Annotated in this window: 20 protein-coding genes; 15 read left to right on the plus strand and 5 right to left on the minus strand. The window is 56.7% G+C overall.

The genetic code is table 11. The features are described 5' to 3' along the window. Positions 1-12: 12 nt before the first annotated feature. Together VXJ35_RS10775 and VXJ35_RS10780 are read right to left on the minus strand one after the other, a co-directional pair. Positions 13-843: an HDOD domain-containing protein gene (locus VXJ35_RS10775; RefSeq protein ID WP_064021553.1), complete on the minus strand. Its 831-nt coding sequence runs from the start codon at positions 841-843 to the stop codon at positions 13-15. Between the two features lie 122 nt (positions 844-965). Continuing rightward, positions 966-2,711 (minus strand): methyl-accepting chemotaxis protein, encoded by a 1,746-nt coding sequence (locus VXJ35_RS10780; RefSeq protein ID WP_408953938.1) that lies wholly within the window; start codon positions 2,709-2,711, stop codon positions 966-968. A gap of 134 nt (positions 2,712-2,845) precedes the next feature. On the opposite strand from VXJ35_RS10780, the gene VXJ35_RS10785 reads away from it, so the two are divergent. The 15 genes from VXJ35_RS10785 (at position 2,846) to VXJ35_RS10855 (ending at position 21,091) form a co-directional block, all read left to right on the plus strand. Continuing rightward, entirely contained in the window at positions 2,846-3,328 is a 483-nt protein-coding gene (locus VXJ35_RS10785) for a low molecular weight protein-tyrosine-phosphatase (RefSeq protein ID WP_064021555.1), read from the plus strand. A gap of 24 nt (positions 3,329-3,352) precedes the next feature. Continuing rightward, on the plus strand, positions 3,353-4,072 hold the full coding sequence (locus VXJ35_RS10790) for a dienelactone hydrolase family protein (protein WP_064021556.1): 720 nt from the start codon (positions 3,353-3,355) through the stop codon (positions 4,070-4,072). A gap of 127 nt (positions 4,073-4,199) precedes the next feature. After that, on the plus strand, positions 4,200-6,806 hold the full coding sequence (gene gyrA / locus VXJ35_RS10795) for a DNA gyrase subunit A (RefSeq protein ID WP_064021557.1): 2,607 nt from the start codon (positions 4,200-4,202) through the stop codon (positions 6,804-6,806). Further along, a complete protein-coding gene (serC, locus tag VXJ35_RS10800) occupies positions 6,806-7,885 on the plus strand; it encodes a 3-phosphoserine/phosphohydroxythreonine transaminase (protein ID WP_064021558.1) in 1,080 nt (359 codons plus the stop codon). Before gyrA ends, serC begins: the two co-directional genes overlap by 1 nt. Positions 7,886-7,890: 5 nt before the next feature. Next, positions 7,891-8,976: a prephenate dehydratase gene (pheA, locus tag VXJ35_RS10805; protein ID WP_064021559.1), complete on the plus strand. Its 1,086-nt coding sequence runs from the start codon at positions 7,891-7,893 to the stop codon at positions 8,974-8,976. Positions 8,977-8,988: 12 nt separating this feature from the next. Further along, positions 8,989-10,092 (plus strand): histidinol-phosphate transaminase, encoded by a 1,104-nt coding sequence (gene hisC, locus VXJ35_RS10810; protein WP_064021560.1) that lies wholly within the window; start codon positions 8,989-8,991, stop codon positions 10,090-10,092. After that, positions 10,085-10,966, plus strand: a complete 882-nt coding sequence (locus VXJ35_RS10815) for a prephenate dehydrogenase/arogenate dehydrogenase family protein (RefSeq protein WP_064021561.1) — start codon at positions 10,085-10,087, stop codon at positions 10,964-10,966. Before hisC ends, VXJ35_RS10815 begins: the two co-directional genes overlap by 8 nt. Positions 10,967-10,971: 5 nt before the next feature. Continuing rightward, positions 10,972-12,291, plus strand: coding sequence for a 3-phosphoshikimate 1-carboxyvinyltransferase (aroA, locus tag VXJ35_RS10820; RefSeq protein WP_064021562.1), 1,320 nt, complete (start codon positions 10,972-10,974; stop codon positions 12,289-12,291). Next, positions 12,288-12,950, plus strand: coding sequence for a (d)CMP kinase (gene cmk / locus VXJ35_RS10825; protein WP_231914914.1), 663 nt, complete (start codon positions 12,288-12,290; stop codon positions 12,948-12,950). The genes aroA and cmk overlap by 4 nt, the downstream gene beginning before the upstream one ends. Positions 12,951-13,047: 97 nt before the next feature. Continuing rightward, positions 13,048-14,709, plus strand: coding sequence for a 30S ribosomal protein S1 (gene rpsA / locus VXJ35_RS10830; protein ID WP_054759665.1), 1,662 nt, complete (start codon positions 13,048-13,050; stop codon positions 14,707-14,709). Between the two features lie 67 nt (positions 14,710-14,776). Next, the gene (locus VXJ35_RS10835; RefSeq protein WP_054759678.1) at positions 14,777-15,082 is read left to right on the plus strand and encodes an integration host factor subunit beta; all 306 of its coding nucleotides are present in this window, start codon (positions 14,777-14,779) and stop codon (positions 15,080-15,082) included. 137 nt (positions 15,083-15,219) lie between these two features. After that, complete coding sequence (locus tag VXJ35_RS10840) at positions 15,220-16,179, plus strand: acetylxylan esterase (protein ID WP_064021564.1); 960 nt, start codon at positions 15,220-15,222, stop codon at positions 16,177-16,179. 3 nt (positions 16,180-16,182) lie between these two features. Beyond that, on the plus strand, positions 16,183-16,911 hold the full coding sequence (locus VXJ35_RS10845) for an esterase family protein (protein ID WP_054759661.1): 729 nt from the start codon (positions 16,183-16,185) through the stop codon (positions 16,909-16,911). 35 nt (positions 16,912-16,946) lie between these two features. Continuing rightward, positions 16,947-18,041, plus strand: a complete 1,095-nt coding sequence (locus VXJ35_RS10850) for an efflux RND transporter periplasmic adaptor subunit (protein WP_064021565.1) — start codon at positions 16,947-16,949, stop codon at positions 18,039-18,041. Then, positions 18,038-21,091, plus strand: a complete 3,054-nt coding sequence (locus VXJ35_RS10855) for an efflux RND transporter permease subunit (RefSeq protein WP_064021566.1) — start codon at positions 18,038-18,040, stop codon at positions 21,089-21,091. Before VXJ35_RS10850 ends, VXJ35_RS10855 begins: the two co-directional genes overlap by 4 nt. Here VXJ35_RS10855 and VXJ35_RS10860 read toward each other — a convergent pair. The 3 genes from VXJ35_RS10860 to purE all read right to left on the minus strand — a co-directional run bounded on the left by VXJ35_RS10860 (position 21,088) and on the right by purE (position 25,920). Further along, positions 21,088-24,153, minus strand: coding sequence for an EAL domain-containing protein (locus VXJ35_RS10860; protein WP_231914893.1), 3,066 nt, complete (start codon positions 24,151-24,153; stop codon positions 21,088-21,090). The two genes, VXJ35_RS10855 and VXJ35_RS10860, sit on opposite strands and share 4 nt — an antisense overlap. A 178-nt stretch (positions 24,154-24,331) precedes the next feature. Further along, positions 24,332-25,426: a 5-(carboxyamino)imidazole ribonucleotide synthase gene (locus VXJ35_RS10865; RefSeq protein ID WP_064021568.1), complete on the minus strand. Its 1,095-nt coding sequence runs from the start codon at positions 25,424-25,426 to the stop codon at positions 24,332-24,334. Next, a complete protein-coding gene (gene purE, locus VXJ35_RS10870; protein WP_054759649.1) occupies positions 25,423-25,920 on the minus strand; it encodes a 5-(carboxyamino)imidazole ribonucleotide mutase in 498 nt (165 codons plus the stop codon). The genes VXJ35_RS10865 and purE overlap by 4 nt, the downstream gene beginning before the upstream one ends. Positions 25,921-26,000 lie beyond the last annotated feature (80 nt).

Below are 26,000 nucleotides of genomic sequence, written 5' to 3' on the forward strand. Positions count from 1 at the left end.
AAGCCCGGTGCTTCAATCCAGCAGCCCGTCGAGTTCCGATTTTTGCGCGAGAACGGCGGGCATTTTTTCGGCCAGTAGAACCGAGTCTAATTCCAATAGGGCGGTAACGTTGGTAGGAAGGCCGGACAGTATCTCTTCGTGGTCCAGACCGCGATCTTGCCGATCGCTAATCCAGCCGGCCAGATATACCGCGCCGCTCAATTTGCTCGGCGGTTCCGCCAACCAAGGTTCTGCCGACTGCTCGAGCGTTTCGATCAATATATCGGCGAATCGCCAACGCCGGCATAGTTCGGCGCAGACTTGGTGGCTGGTAAAACCCAGACGGTTTTTCTCGATGTCCGGACGCGCGGAGCCCGCTTTGACGTGTTGGTCGACTTCGTTGGCTTCGCTCGGGCAGGCGATGTGAATCAACACGTTGCCCAGATTGGCGAGCAGGCCGGCAGTGTATGCGATATCGCCGGCCGCGCCGGCTTGTTCCGCCAACCATTTGCTATAGGCCGCAGTGCGAAAACTGTTTTGCCAACTGCGTTTTATGTCGAAATTTTTTATGTCGGGCGTCGCGGCGACGATGCCGGACGCAATCACCAAGGTTTTCAGTTGGTTGAGTCCCAACATGGCAACGGCTTCGTTGATGGAACCGATTTTTCGCGACAAGCCGAAGTGTGCCGAATTGACCAGACGCAGAATTTTGAGTGCGATGACTTGTTCTTTCTCAACGTCCTTGGCGATGTTGAGCATGTCCGCATGCGGATCGTTCAGTTGGTTGATGATGGATCTGACGACCTCGGGAACTTGAGGTATCTTGTGAAGTTGATCGAACAACTGGTTTATCGAAGTGGGCATGTCCTAAATCCTTAGAGTGCTTTGATGGAATGTGCACCCTAAGTATAGCCGGCCGTCGCCGGATTTTTCAGGTTCCGGGGGCTGGCTTCGTGGTGAAGCCAGCCCCCGGAACGCCGGTCGAGCTAGGTCTTGAAGTTACCTACCATAGAACGCAATTGATCGGCCAAAGCCAATAACTCGTGGCAGGCTTCGGCGGTATTTTTTGCACCGACCGAAGTCTCCTCGGACACGCGGCTAATATTGCTGATGTTGCGGTTGATTTCTTCCGCGACCGCGGTTTGTTCCTCGGCGGCACTGGCGATCTGGTTGTTCATGTCGTTGATCGTGTCGATGCGCTCGCTGATCGACGTAATCGAGCCGCCGGCGGATGCCGCTTGTTCGACGCTGGATGTCGCGCGGCTTCTGCCGTTTTCCATTACTGCCACGGCTTGCTTGGCCCGGTCTTGTAAGCGTTCGATGGTTTTTTGAATTTCCAACGTGGAGTTTTGGGTGCGGCTGGCCAGGGTTCTGACTTCATCGGCAACTACCGCGAAGCCACGACCTTGTTCGCCGGCGCGGGCCGCTTCGATTGCGGCGTTCAACGCCAACAGATTGGTTTGTTCGGCGATGCCCTGAATCACGCCCAATACTTCGCCGATACTGTTACTGTCGTTTTCCAGTTCGTGAATCACGTTGGCCGCATTTTCCACTTCCGAGGCCAAGTTATTGATGCCGTTCACGGCGTTCTTGACGATGTTTTTACCGGAAGAGGCCTCTTTGTCGGCGATTTCTGCCGCCTCGGAAGCGCGTACTGCATTTCGGGCAACTTCCTGCACCGTCGCGGTCATTTGTTTCATCGCGTTGGCGACCAGCGTAGTTTCGTGCAATTGGCGTTCGACGCCGGATTGGGTGGATTGGGTGATATTGGCTAATTTGTGCGACGCGCTGGCGAGTTTTTCGCTGGTCACGCTGATTTGGTCGATAGTTTTGGCGATTTTACGCACGAACGAATTGAAGCTGGAGGCGATCCAGGCGAATTCCGACTTGCCGCTGGCATCCAACCGGGCACGCAAATCGCCGTCGCCGCTCCCGATGTCCTGCAGCTTGATGGCCAATGCCGTCAGCGGCGCGATGATGATTTTGTTCATCATGAAATAGCCGGTGAAGCCAATGATGACCAACGTTATCAACAAAAAGCCGATAGCGTAATAAACGTGTTGCTTCAGTTCGTTCAATGCGACGCTGAACGGCGTGATGATTTCGAACGCTCCGTGCAATTCGCCGGCGCGGCGGTTTTCCATCGGATATCCCAGCAAATCGACGCCTTTGTCGTTTCGCCATAAGGTTGACGACGTTTTCGGGTCGCCGTGGCACAATTCGCACTGCTTGACCATTTTCACCGGGCGCAGATAGCGAATTTCTTCTTTCTCTTCATCGATGTAGCTGTAGTCGCTGGCGGATGGGTTGCTTCTGAAATAATCCAGGGCTTTGCGCTCGATTTCGTCGGCGGCGTTACGCGGATTACGCGGATTCAGGCTAGGCGCTTTGAAGCGGAAGCCGTGGTCTTTGGCTTCCGACTCGACCACGTCCCAAGCGTTTGCGGTCGGTACCGTCGCCACGACCAAATCCCGGGCTTTGGCTTGGCCGTGCTGTTCGATCAGATCCATCAGCAATTCCGGCGAGTAGACGCCGGTTTCCCATTTTTTCACGACGTTGTCGCGAATGGACTCGGATAGGATTAAAAGCTGGCGGGAAGCGGCTATTTCTCGGTCGATCAGTTTTTGTTTCTCGGCGCTCGAATACACAATCAGTATTGCCACGCCGACGAGTGTGAGTACGGACATGGTAATCGATACCACTTTTACCCCCACCGAATGCCAGTTCATCATTAACATCCTAAAGCTCCTGAAACATGTTGTATTTTTTATAAAGTTAGCTTGTATATGGTGGCTTGGCCCACAAGACAGACGCGCTGAGTATAGCTTACAATTTAGCGTCAACGACTCGGAAAACTTTATAACTTATGCGGAAAATCAAGGTTTTGTTTGTTTGTATGGGCAATATTTGCCGCTCCCCGACTGCGGAGGGGGTTTTTTCCAACGTGGTGGCGGAAAAGAATCTGGCGGAGCGCTTTGAAATCGATTCGGCCGGCACTCATGCCTACCATGTCGGCGACGCGCCCGACCTGCGCGCGCAAAAGGCGGCCAGGGAGCGCGGCATCGAGTTGAAACATATTCGAGCGCGCAAAGTGGTGGCCGAGGATTTCGAGAATTTCGACCACATTCTGGCGATGGACGACGATAACCATGCGATATTGATTGAAGTCTGCCCGCAAGACCATGCACACAAGATCCGGCGGTTTCTCGAATATGCTCCACACTTGAATCAGCGCGAAGTGCCGGACCCGTATTACGGCGGCAGTTATGGCTTCGAGCGAGTTCTGGATCTGGTCGAAGAGGCCTCGGAAGGGTTTTTGCAAGCCTTGCAAGCCAGAGGCGATTTGTAACTCGAAAGTAGAACGGTATTAAAGATGGCAATAGTGTCTAACACGGTCGGTTATTTGGACGGCGACGTGGCTTTGGAAGGTTTTTTTGCTTACGACGATGCGATCGACGGTCCGCGCCCCGTCGTGCTGATTCACCATGCTTGGGGCGGCCGCGACGGTTTCGTTGCCGAAAAGGCTAAATTACTGGCCGAACGGGGTTATTTGGGGTTCGCCGCCGATACATACGGCCGCGGCGTTCTGGGCAAGAGTCCGGAAGAAAATGCCGGTTTGATGCAACCCTTCATGGCCGATCGGGCGAAATTGCAGAAACGCCTGCACGCCGCATTGGCGGCGGCGAAATTGTTGCCTTGGGCCGATAACGGCAAGATCGCGGCGATCGGCTTTTGTTTCGGCGGGTTATGCGCGCTGGATTTGGCCCGTTCCGGAGCCGATATCCGCGGCGTGGTGTCGTTTCACGGCTTATTGGTGCCGCCGGACAATATCCCGGAACCGCGGCTTAAAGCCAAGGTATTGGTGTTGCACGGCCACGACGATCCGATGGCGCCGCCGGCGCAAGTTCAGGCGTTGCAGGCCGAGCTGAGCCGAGCCGGTGCCGATTGGCAAGTCCATAGTTACGGCAACACGATGCATGCCTTTACCAATCCGGTTGCCAACAATCCGAGCTTCGGAACGGTTTACCAAGCGCTGGCGGATCGCCGCTCCTGGCAAGCGATGCAAAACTTTTTGGCCGAGATTTTTGCCTGACGGCGGAGGGTGGCGTTTGCTATAATCCGCCGCTTTATAATCCGGCCGGCACCGAGTAAACGGAATTGATGCATCGGGCTGTCCTGTCGTACGGGTGAACCGGCGACCGCACTAGAATCACGGATCCATGTCAGACTTCGCTAAAGAAATTATCCCGGTCAATCTCGAAGACGAGATGAAACAATCCTACCTCGATTACGCGATGAGCGTAATCGTCGGTAGAGCGCTTCCCGACGTGCGGGACGGTTTGAAACCGGTTCATCGCCGCGTGTTGTACGCGATGAGCGAACTGGGTAACGATTGGAACAAACCTTATAAAAAATCGGCCCGTGTGGTTGGTGACGTGATCGGTAAATACCACCCGCACGGCGATACGGCGGTCTACGATACCATCGTGCGAATGGCGCAACCGTTCTCTTTACGCTACATGCTGATCGACGGCCAGGGTAACTTCGGCTCGGTCGACGGGGATTCGCCGGCGGCGATGCGTTATACCGAAGTACGCATGGCGAAAATCTCCCATGAACTTCTGGCCGATCTGGATAAGGAAACCGTCGATTTCGTCCCGAACTACGACGAATCGGAATCCGAACCCAGAGTGCTGCCGACCCGGGTGCCGAACTTGCTGGTCAACGGCTCGGCCGGAATCGCGGTCGGTATGGCTACCAATATTCCGCCGCATAACCTGGGCGAAATTGTCAGCGCCTGTTTGGCTTTGATCGAAAATTCCGATTTATCGATCTCCGAACTGATGCAAATCGTGCCCGGCCCGGATTTTCCAACCGCCGGCATCATCAACGGCGCATCCGGTATTTACGAAGCCTATGCTACCGGCCGCGGCCGGATCTATCTGCGCGCCCGCTGCCATTTCGAGGATATCGGCGACAGCGGTCGCCAGGCCATCATCGCTACCGAACTGCCTTACCAGGTCAACAAAGCGCGGCTGTTGGAGAAAATTGCCGAGCTGGTTAAGGAAGGCAGACTGGAGGGCATCTCCGGCTTGCGCGACGAATCCGATAAGGACGGCATGCGCATGGTCATCGAATTGCGCCGCGGCGAAGTGCCGGACGTGGTGCTGAACAACCTGTATAAACAAACCCAACTGCAAACGGTGTTCGGCATCAACATGGTGGCGCTGTACGACGGCCGGCCGCATTGCATGAATTTGAAGGACATATTGCTGGCCTTCATCGACCACCGGCGCGAGATCGTTACCCGCAGAACCATTTACAACCTGCGCAAGGCGCGGGAAAGGGCGCATATCTTAGAAGGTTTGGCGGTGGCGTTGGCCAACATCGACGAGATGATCGAACTGATCAAAACCTCGCCGAATCCGCAGGAGGCCAAAGCCGGCTTGTTAGCCAGAACCTGGAGCGCCGGCCTGGTGGCTTCGTTATTGGACCGGGCCGACGCCGACCGCTCCCGCCCGGAGGACTTGGGACCCGAATTCGGTTTGGCCGACGGCGTTTACCGTTTGTCGGAGACCCAGGCGCAGGCGATTCTGGATTTGCGTTTGCACCGCTTGACCGGTTTGGAACAGGAAAAAATCGTCAACGAATACCGGGAATTGCTGGCGTTGATCGACGAATATCTGCACATCCTCGGCAGCGACGTACGCTTGATGGAAGTGATCCGCGAAGAGTTGGAGGAAATTCGTAGCCAGTACGCCGACCAACGCCGCACCGAGATCGTGCAGGATTATTCCGACTTGTCCGCGGAAGACCTGATCACCGAAGAGGACATGGTCGTGACCATGTCGCACGAGGGTTATGTCAAAACCCAGCCGCTAACCGATTACAAGGCACAGCGCCGCGGCGGCCGCGGTAAATCGGCCACGGCAACCAAGGAAAACGATTTCGTCGAAAAACTGATCATTGCCAATACCCACGACACGATACTGTGTTTCTCGTCGGCCGGTAAGGTCTACTGGCTACGGGTATTCAACCTGCCGGTCGCCAGCCGAGCCGCGCGCGGCAAACCCTTTGTTAATTTGCTGCCGTTGGAAGAGGGCGAAAAAATCAATGCGATGTTGCCGGTGCGCGAATACAGCGCCGATAAATACATCTTTATGGCGACGTCGTCCGGTACCGTCAAGAAAACGCCGTTGCCGGAATTCGAGCGCCAGCGCAGTAACGGCAAAATCGCAATCGATTTGAGCGAAAACGATACTCTGGTCGGCGTCGCGATTACCGACGGCCAGCAAAACGTGCTGCTATTCAGCAGCGACGGCAAGGCGGTTTGTTTCAACGAAACCGATGTCCGCTCGATGGGCAGAACCGCTGCCGGCGTGCGCGGCATTCGGTTGCAGGAAGGCCAAAAAGTCATCTCGCTGATTGTGGCCAGCGAGGGTACGGTCCTGAACATCACCGAGAACGGCTACGGCAAACGCACCCGGTTGGAGGAATTTACCCAGCACCGCCGCGGCGGCCAAGGCTTGATTGCAATTCAGACCTCGGAACGTAATGGCGCCGTGGTCGGTGCGGTATTGGTCAACGATACCGACGAAATAATGTTGATTACCGACGGCGGCACCCTAGTCCGTACTCGAGTCAAAGAGATTTCGGTCGTCGGTCGCAATACTCAGGGTGTCACTGTGATACGGCTGGACAAGGGCGAAAAAGTGGTTGGCGTGGATCGTATCGATGGCCTTGGCGACGAAGACGGCGATGAAATCGGCGACCAGGAACAGGAAGCGGAGGACGGCAACGCGTCCGTTGTAGGAGATGAAGAATAATGGCAAGAGTTTTTAACTTCAGCGCCGGTCCGTCGATGTTGCCGGAAGCGGTATTGCAGCAAGCGCAACGGGAAATGTTGGATTGGCACGGTAGCGGCATGTCGGTGATGGAAATGAGCCATCGCGGCAAACATTTCATGGCGATTGCCGAACAAATGAAGGCCGACCTGATCGAACTGCTCGCGGTACCGGCCGGTTACCAGGTCTTGTTCCTGCAAGGCGGCGCCACGGCTCAGTTTGCGATGATTCCGCAAAACATTCTGAACGGTAAAGCCAAGGCCTGCTATGTCAATACCGGTGCCTGGTCCACGGCCGCAATCAAGGAAGCCGGCAAGTATTGCGAAGTGGGGCTTGCCGCCAGTTCCGAAGCAAGTTCGTTTACGACGATTCCGGCTGTCGCCGATTGGCGGATCGATACCGAGGCCGCTTACCTGCATTACACCTCCAACGAGACCATCCACGGCGTCGAATTCAGCGACGTACCCGAGGTAGGCGGGCTGCCGCTGGTTTGCGACATGTCGTCCAATATTTTGTCGCGGCCGGTCGACGTTAGCCGCTACGGCATCATTTACGCCGGCACTCAGAAAAACATGGGGCCGTCTGGGGTAACCGTCGTTATCGTGCGCGACGACTTGGTCGGATTGGAAGCGAAAAATACGCCGGCAGTGTTTAGCTATGCCCAGCAAGCCAAGGCCGATTCGATGTTGAATACGCCTGCCACCTACAACTGGTATTTGCTGGGCCTGACCCTGCAATGGCTGAAGGGCGAGGGCGGCGTTGCCGCAATCGAACAACGCAATATCCGCAAAGCCCAAAAGTTATACGATGCGATCGATAATTCCAGCTTATACCGTAACCCGGTCGACAAACCGTTCCGGTCGCGGATGAACGTGCCGTTCGTGTTGCACGATCCGGCGCTGGACAAAGAATTTTTGGCACTGGCCGAACGCAGCGGCTTGAGTACTTTGGCCGGCCACCGCTCGGTCGGCGGCATGCGCGCCAGTATTTACAATGCGATGCCGGAAGCCGGCGTCGATGCGTTGATAGCCTTCATGGCGGAATTCGAGCGCACCCACTAGGCTCTATGACCTCTATCATTCCGTTGTCCGAATTGCGCGATCGTATAGACGCGATAGACCAGCAGATTCTGGAACTGGTCAACCGGCGCGCCGAATGCGCGATTGAGGTCGCGCGCACCAAGCAAGCCGAAGGCGAGACCGGCAGCTTTTACCGTCCGGACCGGGAAGCGCAGGTATTGCGGCGGATCAAAGAATTGAATCCTGGGCCGCTGGGCGACGATGCCGCCGCCCATCTATTCCGCGAATTGATGTCGGCTTGCCTGGCGTTGGAAAAACCGCTGGAAGTCGCCTTTCTCGGTCCCGCCGGCACTTTCTCGCAGCAAGCGACTTTCAAACATTTCGGTCATGCGGTCAAAGATATCCCGGTACCGACGATACACGAAATCTTTCAATCGGTAGAAACCGGGCACTGCCAATTCGGCGTGGTGCCGGTGGAGAACTCGACCGAAGGCGTGATTGCCCATACCTTGGACCGTTTCATGGACAGCCCGCTGCAGATTTGCGGCGAAGTCGAAATTCGGGTGCATCAAAACTTGCTCGGCAAGATGGACACTTTGGTCGGCATCAGCGAGGTGTTCTCGCATCAGCAATCCTTGGCCCAGTGCCGGCAATGGCTGACCTCGAACCTGCCCGGTGTGCCGTGTACTGCGGTCAGCAGCAATGCCGAAGCCGCGCGCCTGGCCTCGCTGGACCACAGCAAAGCCGCTATCGCCGGTTTGACCGCCGCCGAGTTGTATGACCTCAACGTCATCGAAAAACATATCGAAGACGAAGCCAACAACACGACCCGTTTCATCGTCATTGGCCGGGTGCAACCGGTTTCGACCGGTCTGGATAAGACTTCGATTTTGGTTTCCACCGGCAACCAGCCCGGCGCGTTGCATCGGATCCTGCAACCGTTCGCCCAATACGGTATCAGTATGACCCATATCGAGTCGCGGCCCTCGCGGCAAGGCCTGTGGGAATACGTGTTTTTTATCGATATCGAAGGCCACCGCGCAGACGCAGATGTCGCCGCGGCGCTGAACAGCCTGGAAAACAACGTCAAGATGTTGAAAGTATTGGGTTCCTATCCTAAAGCCGTCATTTAATCCGTTTGTTTCATGAATCAATTTTTACAACTTGCCCTGGAAGGTGTTCAGCAATTGATGCCCTACGTGCCGGGTAAACCGGCGGAAGAATTGCAGCGCGAGCTGGGTCTGAGCGAAGTCATCAAGCTGGCGTCCAACGAAAATCCGCTCGGTACCGGCCGCAAGGTGGCCGAGGCAATTCAGAACACCTTACCGGAAATCGCCCGTTATCCGGACGGTAGTGGCTACGCCTTGAAAACCGCGATTTCGGCCCGCTGGGGTGTGGACCTTGCTCAAATTACCCTCGGCAACGGTTCCAGCGAGATTCTGGAACTGGTCATGCGCACCTTCGTCGCTCCCGAGCACGAAGTCGTATTCGCTCAGCATGCGTTCGCGTTATATCCGATTCTGACTCAGGCGGTCGGCGCCAAAGCCGTGGTCGTGCCGGCCAAGAATTACGGCCACGATCTGGACGCAATGCGGGCGGCGGTGACAGCTAAGACCCGGGTGGTATTCATCGCCAATCCGAATAACCCGACCGGTACTTTGTTGGCACCGCAAGCCGTGCAGGATTTCGTCGCCTCGCTGCCGAAATCGGTGCTGTTAGTGCTGGACGAAGCCTATTACGAATTCGTCGAGCCGGCAGTGCGCACCGAATCCATGCAATGGCCAGCCCAATACCCCAATCTGATTATTGCCCGCACCTTTTCCAAAGCTTACGGTCTGGCCGGTCTGCGCATCGGTTTTGGCGTGTCGTCGCCGGAAGTGGCGGATTTGCTGAATCGCGTCCGCCAGCCGTTCAACGGCAACATGCTGGCGTTGGCGGCGGCGGAAGCGGCGATGGCTGACGCTGACTATCTGGCCGAGACCGTGGCGGTCAACAACGCCGGCATGGCGCAATTGACCTCCGCTTTCAAGGCTTTGGATTTGCCGTGGATTCCGTCGTCCGGCAATTTCGTGTCGGTGGACATGCTGCAACCGGCCTTGCCGCTGTATCAAGCTTTATTGCAAAAAGGCGTTATCGTCAGGCCAGTGGCCAATTACGAAATGCCGAATCATTTGCGGGTCAGTATCGGCACCCAGCGAGAAAACCAAATCTTCATCGACGCTTTGACTCAGGTGTTGCAAGGTGTTTAAGCGCCTGTGCATCATCGGCATCGGTCTGATCGGCGGTTCTATCGCCAAGGCAGTCCGAGCCGAAGGCTTGTGCCAGCAGGTGGTGGCATTAGGGCGGGAAAAGAATTTACCGAATATGCAGCGCGCATTGGAATTAGGCGTGGTCGATGCGGTATACACCGATGCCGCGCAAGCGATGGCCGGGACCGATTGCGTGATTATCTGTACGCCCGTCGGCAGCATGCAGGCCATCTTTGCGCAACTGAAACCGTACTGGAATCCGCAAGCGATATACAGCGACGCCGGTAGCACCAAAGGCAGTGTGGTCGAGGCGGCGCGAGCGGTGTTCGGCGAGGTGCCGAGCAATTTCGTGCCGGCGCATCCGATTGCCGGTGCCGAGCGTAGCGGCGTCGAAGCGGCGATGGCCGATTTGTACCGTAACCGCCGCGTAATCGTTACGCCGTTGCCCAATACCGATCCCCAAGCAGCTGACAGACTCAGCGAACTCTGGCAGCGTATCGGCGCCAGCGTATCGGTGATGGCTGTCGAGCATCACGATACCGTGTTGGCGGCGACCAGCCATTTGCCGCATATCCTGGCTTTCGCCTTGGTCGGCATGCTGGGACGCAAGGATGAGCAGCGCGAAATTTTCAAATACGCCGCCGGCGGTTTCAAGGACTTCAGCCGCATCGCCTCAAGCGATCCGACCATGTGGCAGGATATTTGTCTGGCCAATAAACAGGAAATTATTCCGCTGATTCAACAATTTCAAACCGAACTCGGCCAATTCGAACGCATGCTGCAGGCTGACGACGCGCAAGCTTTGTTCGACGCCTTCAGCTATGCTAAGCAAGCCCGACAACGTTTTCTCGAAACTTTTGACGATCCAACTTAACCACTATGTCCTCATCCACTAACGTCATTTTCCAAGTCCAACCCGGCGGCAGCCTGAACGGCGAAATCCGCGTACCCGGCGACAAATCCATGTCGCACCGCTCGATCATGCTCGGTTCGCTGGCCGAAGGCGTCACTCACGTCACCGGCTTTTTGAACGCAGAAGACGCGATTTCCACCTTGGAAGCGTTTCGGGCAATGGGTGTGCAAATCGAAGGTCCGGTCAATGGCGAAGTGACGATCCACGGTGTGGGTAAGCACGGCCTGAAAGCGCCGGACAAACCGTTATATCTGGGTAACTCTGGCACCTCTATGCGTTTGCTGTCCGGTCTGTTGGCCGGTCAAGCCTTCGATACCGTGTTGACTGGGGACAAGTCGCTGGAATCGCGGCCGATGAAGCGGGTGACTGTGCCATTGGCGGAAATGGGTGCCGAAATCGAAACCCAGCCCAACGGTACCGCGCCGCTGCATATCAAAGGAAAGGCTGGTAAGTTGAAAGGCATGCATTACGACATGCCGATCGCCAGCGCCCAGGTCAAGTCTTGCTTGTTACTGGCCGGCATGTACGCGGAAGGCGAGACCAGCGTCACCGAACCGGCGCCGACCCGCGACCATACCGAGCGCATGCTGGCTGGTTTCGGCTATCCCGTTATCCGTGACGGCGCCACCGCGAAAATCAGCAGCGAAGGTAAGTTGACCGCGACCAACATCGACGTGCCCAGCGACATTTCCTCGGCGGCGTTCTTTTTGGTCGGCGCCAGCATTGCTCCGAATTCCGACGTCACCCTGAAGCATGTCGGCATCAACCCGACCCGCACCGGCGTGATCGACATTTTGCGTCTGATGGGCGCCAATATCGAAGTACTCAACGAGCGCGAAGTCGGCGGCGAGCCGGTAGCCGATTTGCGCGTGCGTTCTGCTTCCTTAAAAGGCATCAATATTCCAGAACACTTGGTGCCGCTGGCGATCGACGAGTTTCCGGTGCTGTTTGTTGCCGCGTCTTGCGCCGAAGGTCAAACCGTATTGACCGGCGCAGAGGAATTGCGAGTTAAGGAATCAGACCGGATTCAGGTCATGGCGGACGGTTTACAAATCCTCGGTATCGACGCCCAGCCGACCAAAGACGGCATGGTCATCAACGGCGGCCAATTGGGTAGCGGCGAAGTCGACTCGCACGGCGATCACCGCATCGCGATGTCGTTCTCGATTGCCGGCCTGCGCGCCAACGGCCCGATTACGATTAACGATTGCGCCAACGTCAATACCTCGTTCAAGGAATTCCCGACGTTGGCGACGCAATTGGGTCTGAAATTGGGCACGCTATAACGATGTCGATTCCAGTTTTAACGATAGACGGCCCCAGCGGGGCCGGTAAGGGCACCGTCAGTCGGGCGGTCTCGAAAATTTTGGGCTGGCATTATCTGGATAGCGGATCGATATACCGGTCGTTGGCGGTTGCGGTTTTGGATGCCGGTCTGGACTTGAACGACGTTGCCAAAATTTGCGCTGTCGCTGAAGCGATGTCGTTAGAATTCGAATGCGGCGACGAACTCGTGGTGCGGCTCAACGGTGGCGATATTTCCGGCCGCTTGGCGACCGAAACTACCGGCAATGCCGCCTCGATTATCGCTGCCTATCCGGAGGTCAGAGCGGTATTGCTACAAAAACAAAAGGATTTTCAACGACTTCCAGGCTTGATCGCTGACGGGCGCGACATGGGCAGCGTGGTCTTTCCCGAAGCGAAATACAAGGTTTATCTGACCGCCAGTGCCGAAGAAAGGGCGTTGCGTAGATATAAACAGTTGATTGAAAAGGGAATTGATGCTAACCTTCCGCAAATCACTCGAGAGATAGAGGAGCGTGATCGTCGCGATAGCCAGCGGGCGTCTGCGCCGCTCACCGTGCCTGAAGGCGCGCATTATATCGATTCATCCAGCTTGTCTATTCAACAGGTGATTGATCAGGTAGTAAATTTAGTCGAATGAGACTTTTGGCAGTTATCGGCGCGAGCCGATAGCTTTTATTAATTTTTTGATAATTGTTAAAACTTGCTGGTGTTGTGGCAAGTTTGGGAAAGTAAAGATGGGCGAAAGCTTTGCAGAGTTGTTTGAAGAGAGTTATGCCAAGACCGAAATGCGTCCTGGCGCGATGTTGATCGGTACCGTTGTCGACATCGAAAACGAGTTTGTCATCGTCAGTACACAGGCGAAATCGGAAGGTGTCATTCCAAAATGGCAATTCCTGAATGCCGACGGCGACTTGGAAGTCAATATCGGTGACGAGATCGAAGTAGCTCTCGATCTGTTCGAAGATGGCTTGGGCGCCACTCTTCTTTCCCGCGACAAAGCCAAGAAAAGCAAAGCGTGGGCTGAATTGGAAAAGGCCTTCGAAACGCAAGAAACCGTTATCGGCCGTATCAACGGCAAAGTTCGCGGCGGTTTCACCGTGGCAGTCGGCGCACTGCGCGCGTTCCTGCCTGGTTCTCTGGTTGACGTGCGTCCGATTCGCGACACCGCGTTTTTGGAAAACCGCGATCTGGAATTCAAAGTCATCAAAATCGACCAAAAACGTAACAACGTCGTGTTGTCACGTCGCGCGGTCGTCGAAAGCGAATACAGCGCAGAGCGCGAAGAATTGGTCAAAACCCTGCAAGACGGCGCGATCGTTACCGGTATCGTTAAGAACCTCACCGATTACGGTGCGTTTATCGATCTGGGCGGCGTCGACGGCCTGCTGCATATCACCGACATGGCATGGCGCCGCGTTCGCCATCCGTCCGAGTGTGTAGAGATCGGCCAGGAAGTCAAAGTCAAAGTCCTGAAATTCGACAAAGACAAAACTCGCGTGTCTTTGGGCATGAAACAAATGGATGAAGATCCATGGCAAAACATCGCCCGCCGTTACCCGGCCGGCACCCGCGTGTTCGGTAAAGTCAACAACCTGACCGATTACGGCTGCTTCGTCGAAATCGAAGAAGGCGTCGAAGGTTTGGTGCACGTTTCCGAAATGGACTGGACCAACAAAAACGTCAATCCATCCAAAGTCGTTCAGTTGGGCGACGAAGTCGAAGTCATGGTGCTGGAAATCGACGAAGAACGCCGCCGTATTTCTCTGGGTATGAAACAGTGCAAATCCAACCCTTGGGACGAATTTGCCGCTACCCATAACAAAGGCGACAAAATCACCGGCAAAATCAAATCGATCACCGATTTCGGTATCTTCATCGGTCTGGAAGGCGGCATCGACGGTCTGGTACATATGTCCGACATCTCCTGGAACGAGAACGACGAAGAAGCGATTCGCAACTACAAAAAAGGCGACGAAGTCGAAACCGTTATTTTGGCGGTGGACTCCGAGCGCGAACGCATCTCGTTGGGCATCAAGCAACTGGAGCAAGATCCTTTCCAAAACTACATCGCGCTGCATGAAAAAGGCAGCTTGGTGAAAGGCACCGTCAAAGAAGTCGACGCCAAAGGCGCCATCGTGACCTTGGCCGACAATGTGGAAGGTTATTTGCGAGCTTCCGAGATTCAGCGCGACCGCGTCGAAGATGCCAGCAAACTGCTGAAAGCGGGCGACGAAATCGAAGCTAAATTTGTCGGCGTCGATAAGAAAACCAAGTCTATTTCTTTGTCCATCAAAGCGAAGGATGCGGAAGAAGAGTCCAACGCGATTAAAGATTACTCGCAACAAAATGCAGGTACTGCAACATTGGGCGACATCTTCAAACAAATGGACAAGTAATAAAACCATCTCCGAGGGTGGCATGGGTGTACTCATGCCACCCTTTTTTGATTATTCAGGGCTGGATGTGACGAAATCAGAATTGATAGAGATGCTGGCGAGAAAACAGCCGCATCTCGCGCTTAAAGATGTGGAATTGGCGGTCAGATGTGTTGTCGATCACTTGAGCGATACATTGGCCAGTGGCGAACGAATCGAAATTAGAGGCTTTGGCAGTTTTTCATTACACCACCGCTCCGCCCGCTTGGGCAGAAATCCGAAAACCGGAGATTCGGTCTCGCTGACGGAGAAGCACGTACCTCATTTCAAGCCTGGAAAGGAATTGCGCGACATGGTCGATGCTTCCAGGGAAAAATACAAAATAGTCGATTAACCCCTTATTCGGAACGGAGCATCCGGCTTCGTTCCGCTACTGCAGGACTCGGGCACCACGCAAGGCAATACTGCCGGCAATGCACGGCCTGAATTCATCCCGGCCTTGGGCCGCCAATCCGCTTACAGATATCGGCAGTGAGCTTATTCCACCATCACTACAACTATGATCCGGGATACGGCTGTAGCCTCGACGATTTGTTGGCAATTCCGGCGCCGGAGGAAAATCCCGATTTTTGCCGGTTCTGGCGCGACAAATACCGGCAAGCCGTCAATATCGCAGCGGATTACGCTCTGACCTACCAGTGCTCTCGCGCCGGTTACCGGGTCTACGATATAAGCTACCGTTCCACCGGGGATTTCGCCATCGGCGGCTGGCTGTTGGAGCCGGAAAATCAAGCGGTAACGCAAGCCATCGTCGTCGGCCACGGCTACGGCGGCAGGGAGCAACCGGATTACCATCTGCAAATTGGCGGAGCCGCTTTGTTGTTCCCGTGCATGCGCGGTATCTCGCGCAGCCGCAACGGTAGTTTGCCGGAACAGCCAAACCTGCATGTATTGCATGCGATAGAAGATCCGAACCAGTACGTGATTGGCGGTTGCGTCGAGGATATCTGGCTAGCCGTAACGGTGCTCGCCGCCATTTATCCGCAATGCGCCGAGCGTATGGGCTATATGGGAATCAGCTTCGGCGGCGGGCTGGGCGCGTTGGCCGCGCCGTGGGACCGAAGAATCAAACGGCTGCATTTGAACGTGCCGACCTTCGGCAACCAGCCGTTGCGCTTGAGCCTGCCCAGCAGCGGCAGCGCGGCCGCGCTGAAGGCCCATAGCCAACACCACCCTCGCATTTTTGACACATTGGCCTATTACGATGCCGCGGTTGCTGCGCGCCATGCCGTGCAGCCGTTACACGCGGCAGTCGCATTATTCGATCCCGTCGTCGCGCCGCCCGGACAATTTGCGATTTATAACGCCTGGTCCGGCGAGAAACGTTTGTTCGTGTTGGAAGCCGGGCATTTCGAATATCCGCGCCAACACGAACAGGATCGGCAATTGGTTGCCGAATTGCTGCAATTTTTCGGAGTATCGCCCGTTTAGGTTATGAACCGCGAATACCACCATTGGTACAGCCCGCGACTGGGACGAGACATGGAATTTCTGGTATTCGGCCACGCCGGTGCCAAAGTCCTGATTTTTCCGACCCGCGACGGCCGTTTCTTCGAGTACGAAAATCTGGGTATCGTCGAACGGCTGCGCAATAAGATCGAGGCCGGTTACTTGCAGTTGTACTGCGTCGATAGCATCGACCACGAAACTTTTTACTGTTTTTGGCGAAAACCGCAAGACCGCATTCAACGCCACATGTATTTCGAAGATTATGTGTTGAACGAGATCATGCCGTTCATGGCGCTGAAAAATCCGCATCCCTGCGTCATTGCGCACGGCTGCAGTTTGGGGGCTTTTCATGCCGCCAATATCGCGTTTCGCCATCCGCAATTGTTCAAAAAATTGGTGGCATTTTCCGGCCGCTTCGATTTGACCCTGGAAGTCGAATGTTTCAAAAACCTGTTCGACGGCTATTACGACGAAAATATTTACTTCCATACGCCGAGCCATTTTTTGCCTAATCTTGCCTGCGAAGCCCAATTGGCGGCCATCCGGCAGATGGACATTACCTTGGTGATCGGCAAGCAAGATCCGTTTCTGGCGAATAACCATGCGCTAAGCCGGGTTCTCGCCGAGAAAGGCGTGGCTCACGCGTTATACGAGTGGGAGGGGCGTGCCCACCAGGGGCATTACTGGCGGCGCATGGCGCCGTTGTATCTCTGATAAACTGGCAACTTTTTTAAGCTTGGCGTCGCCGCATGATTAAGCGCATTTTGTGGGTAGTGTTGTTTACCGTGCTGCTGCTCGGCGGCTTGTTCGGTCTGAAGTTTAGGCAAATCAATCAAGCGATCGAGCACATGCAACCGCCGCCGCCCGCAGTCGTGGCGTTAGCCGAGGTCCGCCGCGAACAATGGCCGGCTACGATCGCCAGTGTCGGGAGTCTGCGTGCAGTGGCCGGGATAAACCTCAGCAACGAGGTCGCCGGACAAATCAAAGCCATTCATTTCCAGTCCGGCCAATCCGTTAAACAAGGCCAACTACTACTCGAATTGGACAGCGCCACCGATCAAGCCGAACTCAAGGGCCTCGAAGCCGAGTTGCGTCTGGCCGAATTGCACTACCAACGCAGTGCGCAGATGTTGGAAAAGAAATTCGTCTCCCAGGCCGACTACGATCAAAACCTGGCGTTGTTGGATAAAGCCAAAGCCGCCGTCGCCGCCAAGCAAAGCGTTATCGCCAAAAAACAGATCAAGGCGCCGTTCGACGGCGAGATCGGTATCCGCCAAGTCGACCTCGGCCAGTATTTGGCGGAAGGCTCGGCCATTGTCAATCTGGAAAAACTCGACCCGATCTACCTGGATTTCAGCTTGCCGGAACGCCAACTCGGCCTACTGGGTAACGGCCAGCAGGTCGAAATCAACGTCGCCGCTTATCCCGAGCGTCGTTTCAGCGGCACTATCACCGCTCTGAGCCCGGCCGTAGACCTGGGCAGCCGTGCCGTCAACATCCAGGCGAAATTCAACAACGCCCAGAAATTGCTGCGTCCCGGCATGTTTGCCCAAGTGGCGATCAATTCCGGAAAATCCAGCGAAGTATTGACGGTACCCGATACGGCGGTCACCTATAACCCTTACGGCGATTCGGTATTTTTGGCGGTAACGGCCGGCAATGGATTAACGGTACAGAGCCGCCAGGTGCGGACCGGACAAAGCCGCGGCGGCAGAGTCGAAATCCTGGAAGGGTTGCAGGCGGGAGACCGGGTCGTCAGCGCCGGCCAGCTCAAATTGCGCAACGGCATGCCGATTACCGCCGACAGCCAGCCGGCACCCGGCGAGCGCGAGGCCGCGCAGTGAAATTTACCGATCTGTTTATTCAGCGCCCGGTGTTGGCCAGCGTGGTCAGCCTGTTGATTCTGATTTTGGGTTTGCGCGCGTTGACAGTACTGGAATTGCGCCAATACCCGAAGACCGAAAATACCGTAGTTACGGTGACGACCGCTTATCCCGGCGCCGGCAGCGATCTGATCAAAGGCTTTATCACGACGCCGCTGCAACAAGCGATCGCCGAAGCCAACGGCATCGACTATTTGTCCGCCAACAGCCGGCAGGGCAGTTCGGTCATCGAAGCCCACATGCGGCTGAATTACGATCCGAACGCCGCAGTGTCGGAAATCCAGGCCAAAGTCGCCAGCCAGCGCAACGTACTGCCGGCCGAAGCGGAAGATCCGGTCATCACCTCGCGAACCGGCGACGACACCGCGCTAATGTATATCGCGCTGTATAGCGATACCTTGCAAGACGCACAGCTCAGCGATTACATGTTGCGGGTGATCCAGCCCAAATTGCAGGCCGTACCCGGCGTCGGCAAAGCGGCGATGTTGGGTAACAAGACCTTTGCCATGCGGGTCTGGCTGGACCCGCAGCGAATGGCCGCCCTCGGCGTTTCTGCCGGCGAAGTAAGCGATGTACTGCGCGCCAACAACTATTTGTCCGGCGTCGGCGGCACCAAGGGCGACTACGTCAAACTCGATTTGAGTGCGACCACCGATGCCGTAGACCCACAACAATTCCGGCAACTGGTCGTCGCCAAGCGCAACGGTAGCCTGGTCCGGCTGGCGGATATCGCCACGATAGAACTGGGCAGCGAAGATTACGATACGGTGAACTGGTACAAAGGCAAGATGGCCATTTTCATGGGCATCGAACAGGCGCCGGGCGCAAACCCGTTGACGGTCGCGCAAGCGGTAAAGCGGCAATTGCAGGAAATCGAACGCGATTTGCCCGATGCCATGCACGTACTGTTGCCTTACGACGCCAGCCAATTCATCGACGATTCGATTCATGAAGTCTTCAGCACCTTGCTGGAAGCCGTCGCTATCGTACTGGCGGTGATATTCCTGTCGCTGGGTTCGTTGCGGGCGGCGTTGATTCCGGCCGTGACCGTACCGCTATCGCTGGTCGGCGGCGCATTCTTGATGCTGTTGCTCGGGTTTTCGCTGAATCTGCTGACCATGCTGGCCATGGTATTGGCGATTGGCTTGGTGGTGGACGATGCGATTGTCGTCGTCGAAAACATCCATCGCCACATCGAGCAGGGCAGCGGACGGATTCAGGCCGCCATCGACGGCGCGCGGGAACTAGCGTTGCCGGTGGTCGCAATGACGACCACGCTGGTCGCGGTTTACGCGCCGATCGGTTTCATGGGCGGCTTGGTCGGCGCCTTGTTCACCGAATTTGCCTTTTCGCTGGCCGGAGCGGTTTTGATATCCGGTATTGTCGCGCTGACTTTGTCGCCGATGATGAGTTCGCGGTTTTTGCAAGCGGCCGGCCGGCCCGGCGGTTTCGAACGAGGCGTCGAACATTTCTTCGACGGCTTGGCGCTACGTTACCGGGCGTTGCTGCACAGGGTGTTGGCCTATCCGGCTGCGGTGATGGCCTTTGCGCTGCTGGTGTTGGCCAGTATTTATTTCATGTTCATGCTGTCCAACAAAGAATTGGCGCCGACCGAAGACCAAAGCTTTTTATTCGCGGTATCCACCGCCCCGCAAACGGCGACCTTGAAATACAACCAGACCTATGCCCGCGAACTGATCGCGCAATTCGAGAGCATTCCTGAGCACGAAGAGAGTTTCCTGATCATGGGCTTCGGCGGCGATGCCAATATGGTGTTCAGCGGCTTGAAAATGCCGTCGGTATTCCAGCGCCGGCGCAGCGTCGGCCAAGTCGTACCGGATTTGCAGAGCAAGGTGGACCGCATCGCCGGATTCCAGAGCGCCGTGATCCCGCCGCCCAGCCTGCCCGGTTCCGGCGGCGGCCTGCCGATGCAGTTCGTCATCACCAGCGACGCCGATTACGCCAAGCTCGACCAACTGGCCGACCAAGTGCTGGATAAAGCGATGCAAAGCGGCCAATTCGCGTTTCTGATGAAAGACGTCAGCTTCAACCGGCCGAAATCGACGCTGGTCATAGACCGCGACCGTGCCGCCGATTTGGGCATCAGCATGCAGGATATCGGCAACAATCTGGCAACGCTGCTCGGCGGCCAATATGTCAACCGTTTCAGTTTGCAGGGCCGCAGTTACAAGGTGATACCGCAGGTGGACGACGCCGACCGCATCGATATCGGCAAGTTGGACGCTTACTACTTGAACAGCCGTTCGGGCGCGCAGATCCCGTTGTCTTCGCTGGTCAAAATCCAAAATTCGGTGGAGCCGGGTAAACGCAGCCAGTTTCAACAATTGAACAGCCTGACGCTGAGCGGCATGGTTCTGCCCGGAGTCGGCTTGGGCGATGCGATGGCGGGCCTCGAAAAAATTGCCCATGAGGTTTTTCCGCGCGGTTACGGCTTCGATTACACCGGCGAATCGCGCCAGTACCGGCAGCAGGGCAACGTGTTGATCGTCACCTTCTTCATGGCGCTGATTGTGATTTACTTGGTGTTGGCAGCCCAGTTCGAGAGCTGGCGCGACCCGCTGATCATTTTGATCTCGGTGCCGCTGTCTATCGCCAGTGCGATGGTGTTTCTAATGCTGGGCTTTGCCAGCGTGAATATATACACCCAGGTCGGCTTAATTACCTTGATCGGTTTGGTCGCCAAAAACGGGATTCTGATCGTCGAATTCGCCAATCAATTGCAATCCCGCTCCGGGTTGACCAAGCAGGCGGCGGTCGAGCAGGCGGCCGCTATCCGCTTGCGGCCGATTCTGATGACGACGGTGGCGATGATCGTGGCGATGGTGCCGTTGCTGCTGGCCACCGGACCCGGTGCGGCCAGCCGGTTTGCGATCGGCTTGGTCATCGCCTCCGGTTTGGGGATAGGCACGTTGTTGACCTTGTTCGTGGTACCGGCATTTTATCTGTTGCTGGCCGGGAGCCACTCTGAAACCGCGCATCCGGCCGCTTAAGCCGGACCGGGCCGTCCCTGCAATAGCGCGGCTTCGCAGGCGTCGGCCGGCATCGGCCGCGCAAACAGGTAGCCCTGGCCGTAATCGCAGCCGATTTGTTTCAATAACGCGCACTGTTCTGCGGTCTCGACGCCTTCCGCGATCACTTTAATACCCAGTTTATGCGCCATGACGATCATCGCCTCGCACAGTGCCATGTCGCTGGAGTCGTTGGCCAGATTGCGGACAAAGGCCTGGTCGATTTTTAAATAGTCGATATCGAATTTCTTCAGATACGCCAACGAGGAATAGCCGGTACCGAAATCGTCCAAGGCCACCTGGGTGCCTTGATCCCGGAAAGCCAGCAACTGGCCGCGGATCTTGTCGCTGGCCTCAACCAGCAAGCCTTCGGTAATTTCGATGGCGATGCTGCTGCCGGCCAAACCCAACTCCCGCAAGTGCCCGAACCACGACAGATGGTTGCCGTGGTCGGCTCTGAATTGGACCGGCGATTTGTTGACGCTGATTTGAAATTCCGAATGGAGCAGGCTGCGCCAACGCACCGCTTGCGCGGCGGCTTGGCGAAACACCCAGTCGCCGATCTCGACGATCAGGCCGGTGTCTTCGGCAATCGGAATGAATTTGGCCGGGCTGATTTGGCCGAGGGTCGGATGCTGCCAACGAATCAAGGCCTCCGCTTTATGCACCGAATTCGTTGCCAGTTCGACGATGGGTTGGTAATAAACCTCAAATTGCTGGTCGGCCAAGGCCTGATGCAAGTCGTTCGATAGCCGGGCCCGGCTGTTGGCCGCATCCTGCATCGCAGTGGTGTAATAGTGGTAGCAATTGCGGCCTTGGCGTTTTGCGGCGTACATGGCTTGGTCGGCGTTACGCAGCAGGACCGAGAAGTCGGTCGCGTCGGTCGGGTAGATCGTGATGCCGATACTGGCCGAGATGTAAGCCAATTCGTCGTCGAGCCGGTAGGGCGCCGCCAAGGCTTCCAATAAGTGGCCGGCAATGCGCGGCACGCATTCGCTATCGTCCAGGCCGGACAGCACGACCATGAATTCGTCGCCGCCCAGGCGGGATACGGTATCGCTGTCGCGCACGCAAGCCGACATGCGCCGGGCGGCTTCGACTAACAGCGAGTCGCCGACGTCGTGGCCTAGCGTATCGTTGACTTCTTTGAACCGGTCCAGATCGATGAACAACAAGGCCAGCTGTTTGCGCTCCGCCTTGCACTGCTTGATTTCGGTTTCCAGCCGCTCGCGCACCATCTGCCGGTTGGGAAGGTCGGTCAAACTGTCGTAGTTGGCCTGGCGCCAGATCAAATCGTCGCTCTTTTTCTTTTCGGTGATATCGGAGAACATCGCGACCCGGCGTTGCACCGCGCCGTCTGTAGCGAACACGGTGTTGATCGACAGCCATTGCAGAAAAATCTCGCCGGACTTGCGCCGGTTCCAGACCTCGCCCTGCCAGGCGCCGGTGTCGGCGACGGTCTGCCATAAGGCCTGAAAAAAATGGTCGTTGTGCAGGTCGGAATTCAATATGCGCGGGTTGTGGCCAACCACTTCCGCGGCGCTGTAACCGGTAATCGCCGTGAACGCCGGATTGACCGAAATGATGCGATTGCCGTTGTCCAATACCATCATGCCTTCGCTGCTGGCTTGATAGACCGTAGCGGCTATCTTCATTTCCTCCTCGTTCTGCCGGAGTTGGGTAATGTCCTCGACGATAGACCAGATGTAGCGCTGGCCGTCGCTGCCGGTAATCAACATGCCGTTCAGCCGCAACGGTTTCAGTTTGCCGTTTTTACACAAATACTCTTTTTCGTAAGGCCCGTAATAGCCGGTGCGCTGCATTTGCTCGAGTTGTTCCGCCTCCTGCTCGCGGTATTGGCTTGGCGTCAGCGTCCAGTAATCGAGGTTGGCCAATTCCTCGGCGCTATAGCCGCAAATGCGGCAGAAAGCGTCGTTGAATTCGACGAAACGGCCGTTCAAGTCATTCAGGGCGATACCCAATGGCGATAACTCGAACAGGCCGCGCAGTTTCTCCGCGTCGGCGTGCTGCCGGCGCAGGCTGCGGATCAAGGTCAGGGCGTACGACCAGGAGGCGACCAGGAACAAGCCGGCTATGGCCAGAAAAATCCAGAGTTGTTTGTGCCAAACGCGCAAGAATTCGTCTTCGGCCAGCCCGACGTCGACCAGCAGCGGGTAGCGTTCGAATTCGAGATAAACGTGTTGCCGGGCGATGCCGTCGCCGCGATCGCTTGTGGTGCGGTAACGTCCGGCTGCCGAATCGCTTTCCAAGGCCCGGCTGAATTCGGCGGATACGTTTTGTAAGGCCGGATTGCCGCCGGCCGGTTCCGGATAACGACTGATCGCCGCCAGGTTGCGGTCCATTAGTACGACTTCGCCGTGGCGGCCGATGTCGACTGCCAATAACAATTCGTTCAGGCCCTTCAAACGAAGCGTTGCCATGACTGCACCGGCAAAAGCGCCGTCGGCAGCGGCTAGAGGTCGTGAAAACAGCAACGCTGTTTGGCCGTTGCGCGGCTCGCGCGGGGCTGGCGAGATAAGCAAGCCGCTTCCGGGGTTCGCTTGCTGCCGATTGAAAATCGAACGGTCGCCGGCGGACGCCTGTGGCGGAGCCGGGGCGCCGCTACGGTAAACCGTTGCGCCGGATGCATCGTAAACCCGCAGGCTGATCAAGTCTGGCAAACGCTTTTGTTGCTGTCTGAACAGCTCGGCAAAATGGCCGGGGCTTGGCGGGGTATGTTCGATTTCGTCGGCCGTGGACTGCAAAGCCAGGTCGATGGCATCGACCAAGCCTGAAATCGAATATTCGAGCGTATGCGCCAGATTACCCGCCGAGACGCTCGCCAATTGCACGGCGTGTTCGCGGCTTTCGAACAGAGCGATGCCGCCGCCGGCCAAAACCAGCAGATTCAGCGCCGCCAAACCGAATACGATGCGTTTGATTAGATTGGCAGAGCGGATCGGGCGGGAGTGCGAGTCCGTCCCGGCAACCGGCATCGATTTCAGTTCTGTCACCATTTCGTAGCGGCCAATGAGAGTCTGCAAGTTTGGCTCGTCCGAGCGGCTAAGGTTCGGGCGACCTTGGGCGTGGTCCGGCTTGGGCCGGTGTAGCTGCAAAAGGCCGGTGGGCCAAGTCAATACACAGCATAGGCCAAACCCGCACAAATGTAACGGTTTGGCCCAAACCTTTCGGAGAAAGCCGCTGGCCGGAGGCAACGGCGGATCAGGAGTTATCGGCGGCGGCGGCCAGATCGGCCAACTGCTGTAAGCCGGCCCGGTAAGCGGCTTCCGAGTCGGTACGTATCGTCGCATGCGCCACTTTGCGGCCTTTGCGCGGCACCTTGTCGTATAAATGTAGATGGGCGTTGGCTATGTTCAGCAATTGGGCGTCGTCGGCGAGGCCGCCGATGAAATTCACCATCGCCGCGTAACCGCGCGGTGCAGTCGAGCCCAGCGGCAGATTTAGAATCGCCCGCAAATGGTTTTCGAATTGGCTGGTTTCGCTGCCTTCGATGGTCCAATGGCCGGAGTTGTGGACTCTGGGCGCGAATTCGTTGGCCAACAATGTGCCGCCGGCATCGAACAATTCCAACGCGACGACGCCGACGTAATCCAGTTTTTCCAGCAGACGCCTGACGTAATCTTCGGCCAGGGATTGAGCCGGATCCTTATCGCAGCATTCGGCGATGCGCAAAATACCGCCGCGGTGGCGGTTTTCGGACAGCGGGTAATAGGCAATTTCGCCGGACGCGCTGCGGGCGGCAATGATCGAGACCTCGCGTTGGAAATCGACAAAACCTTCGACGATAGCGGCGGCGCCTTGCATGCTGTCCCAGGCCGCAGCCAAATCGGCCGCCGACCGCAACACGGCTTGGCCCTTGCCGTCGTAACCCATGCGCCGGCTTTTCAAAATGGCCGGATAGCCGATATCCGCCATGGCGTTTTCTAAGTCCGCCAGACTATCGACGGCGGCAAACGGCGCGGTGCCGATCCCCAACTCGCGGAAGAAATTTTTTTCCAGCAAACGGTCTTGCGCCACCGCCAACGCGCCGGCCGGCGGATAGACTAGCGTATGGCTGGATAAAAATTCGGCGACGTGGGCCGGCACGTTCTCGAATTCGTAAGTCACCACGTCGGCTTTCTCGGCCAATTCCGCCAGCAGGGCGGGGTCGTCGTAAGCGCCGAGCAAATGTTCGCTCAGGCCGGCGGCGCCGGCATTGGCGTCGGGGTCGAGGACGATGAATTTCAGGCCCAGCGGATAGCCGGCCAGGGCAATCATCCTGGCGAGCTGGCCGCCACCCAGAATGCCTACCTTCATCCGGCCACCTGCCGCGGATCGGGCGTAGCGATGACGCTATCGGTTTGCTGCTGGCGGTAGGCATCCAGCGCCGACCGGTATTGCGGGTGTTTGTTGCTGACGATGGCGGCGGCCAGCAGTGCGGCATTGATGGCGCCGGCCTTGCCTATGGCGAGGGTGCCGACCGGAATCCCGGCCGGCATTTGCACGATGGATAACAGCGAATCCATGCCGTTCAAGGCTTTGGATTGGACCGGTACCCCCAGCACCGGCAGCGCGGTCTTCGCCGCGGTCATGCCCGGCAAATGCGCGGCGCCGCCGGCACCGGCGATGATGACTTCCAGGCCTTTGCTCTCGGCGGTTTCGGCATAGCGGAACAGTTTGTCGGGGGTGCGGTGGGCCGATACCACTTCCACTTCGTGCGGAATGTCCAGATGTTCCAAGGTCTGCGCAGCATGCTGCATGGTTTCCCAGTCGGATGTGGAACCCATGATGATGCCTATCAATGCGGTCATGCAAAATCTCCGGTGTCTGCAATAAATCGTATCCGGGCGATTATCGCATAATTGCCGGGATTTTCTCGGCCGGCAAGTTG

This window comes from Methylomonas sp. DH-1 (genome assembly GCF_046097555.1).
GTDB classification, from domain to species: Bacteria; Pseudomonadota; Gammaproteobacteria; order Methylococcales; family Methylomonadaceae; genus Methylomonas; species Methylomonas koyamae.

Coding starts and splice junctions, on each gene's coding strand:
- VXJ35_RS10775 (WP_064021553.1), bottom strand. CDS start 843: ATGCCCACTTCGATAAACCAGTTGTTCGATCAACTTCACAAGATACCT.
- VXJ35_RS10780 (WP_408953938.1), bottom strand. CDS start 2,711: ATGATGAACTGGCATTCGGTGGGGGTAAAAGTGGTATCGATTACCATG.
- VXJ35_RS10785 (WP_064021555.1), top strand. CDS start 2,846: ATGCGGAAAATCAAGGTTTTGTTTGTTTGTATGGGCAATATTTGCCGC.
- VXJ35_RS10790 (WP_064021556.1), top strand. CDS start 3,353: ATGGCAATAGTGTCTAACACGGTCGGTTATTTGGACGGCGACGTGGCT.
- gyrA (WP_064021557.1), top strand. CDS start 4,200: ATGTCAGACTTCGCTAAAGAAATTATCCCGGTCAATCTCGAAGACGAG.
- serC (WP_064021558.1), top strand. CDS start 6,806: ATGGCAAGAGTTTTTAACTTCAGCGCCGGTCCGTCGATGTTGCCGGAA.
- pheA (WP_064021559.1), top strand. CDS start 7,891: ATGACCTCTATCATTCCGTTGTCCGAATTGCGCGATCGTATAGACGCG.
- hisC (WP_064021560.1), top strand. CDS start 8,989: ATGAATCAATTTTTACAACTTGCCCTGGAAGGTGTTCAGCAATTGATG.
- aroA (WP_064021562.1), top strand. CDS start 10,972: ATGTCCTCATCCACTAACGTCATTTTCCAAGTCCAACCCGGCGGCAGC.
- rpsA (WP_054759665.1), top strand. CDS start 13,048: ATGGGCGAAAGCTTTGCAGAGTTGTTTGAAGAGAGTTATGCCAAGACC.
- VXJ35_RS10845 (WP_054759661.1), top strand. CDS start 16,183: ATGAACCGCGAATACCACCATTGGTACAGCCCGCGACTGGGACGAGAC.
- VXJ35_RS10850 (WP_064021565.1), top strand. CDS start 16,947: ATGATTAAGCGCATTTTGTGGGTAGTGTTGTTTACCGTGCTGCTGCTC.
- VXJ35_RS10865 (WP_064021568.1), bottom strand. CDS start 25,426: ATGAAGGTAGGCATTCTGGGTGGCGGCCAGCTCGCCAGGATGATTGCC.
- purE (WP_054759649.1), bottom strand. CDS start 25,920: ATGACCGCATTGATAGGCATCATCATGGGTTCCACATCCGACTGGGAA.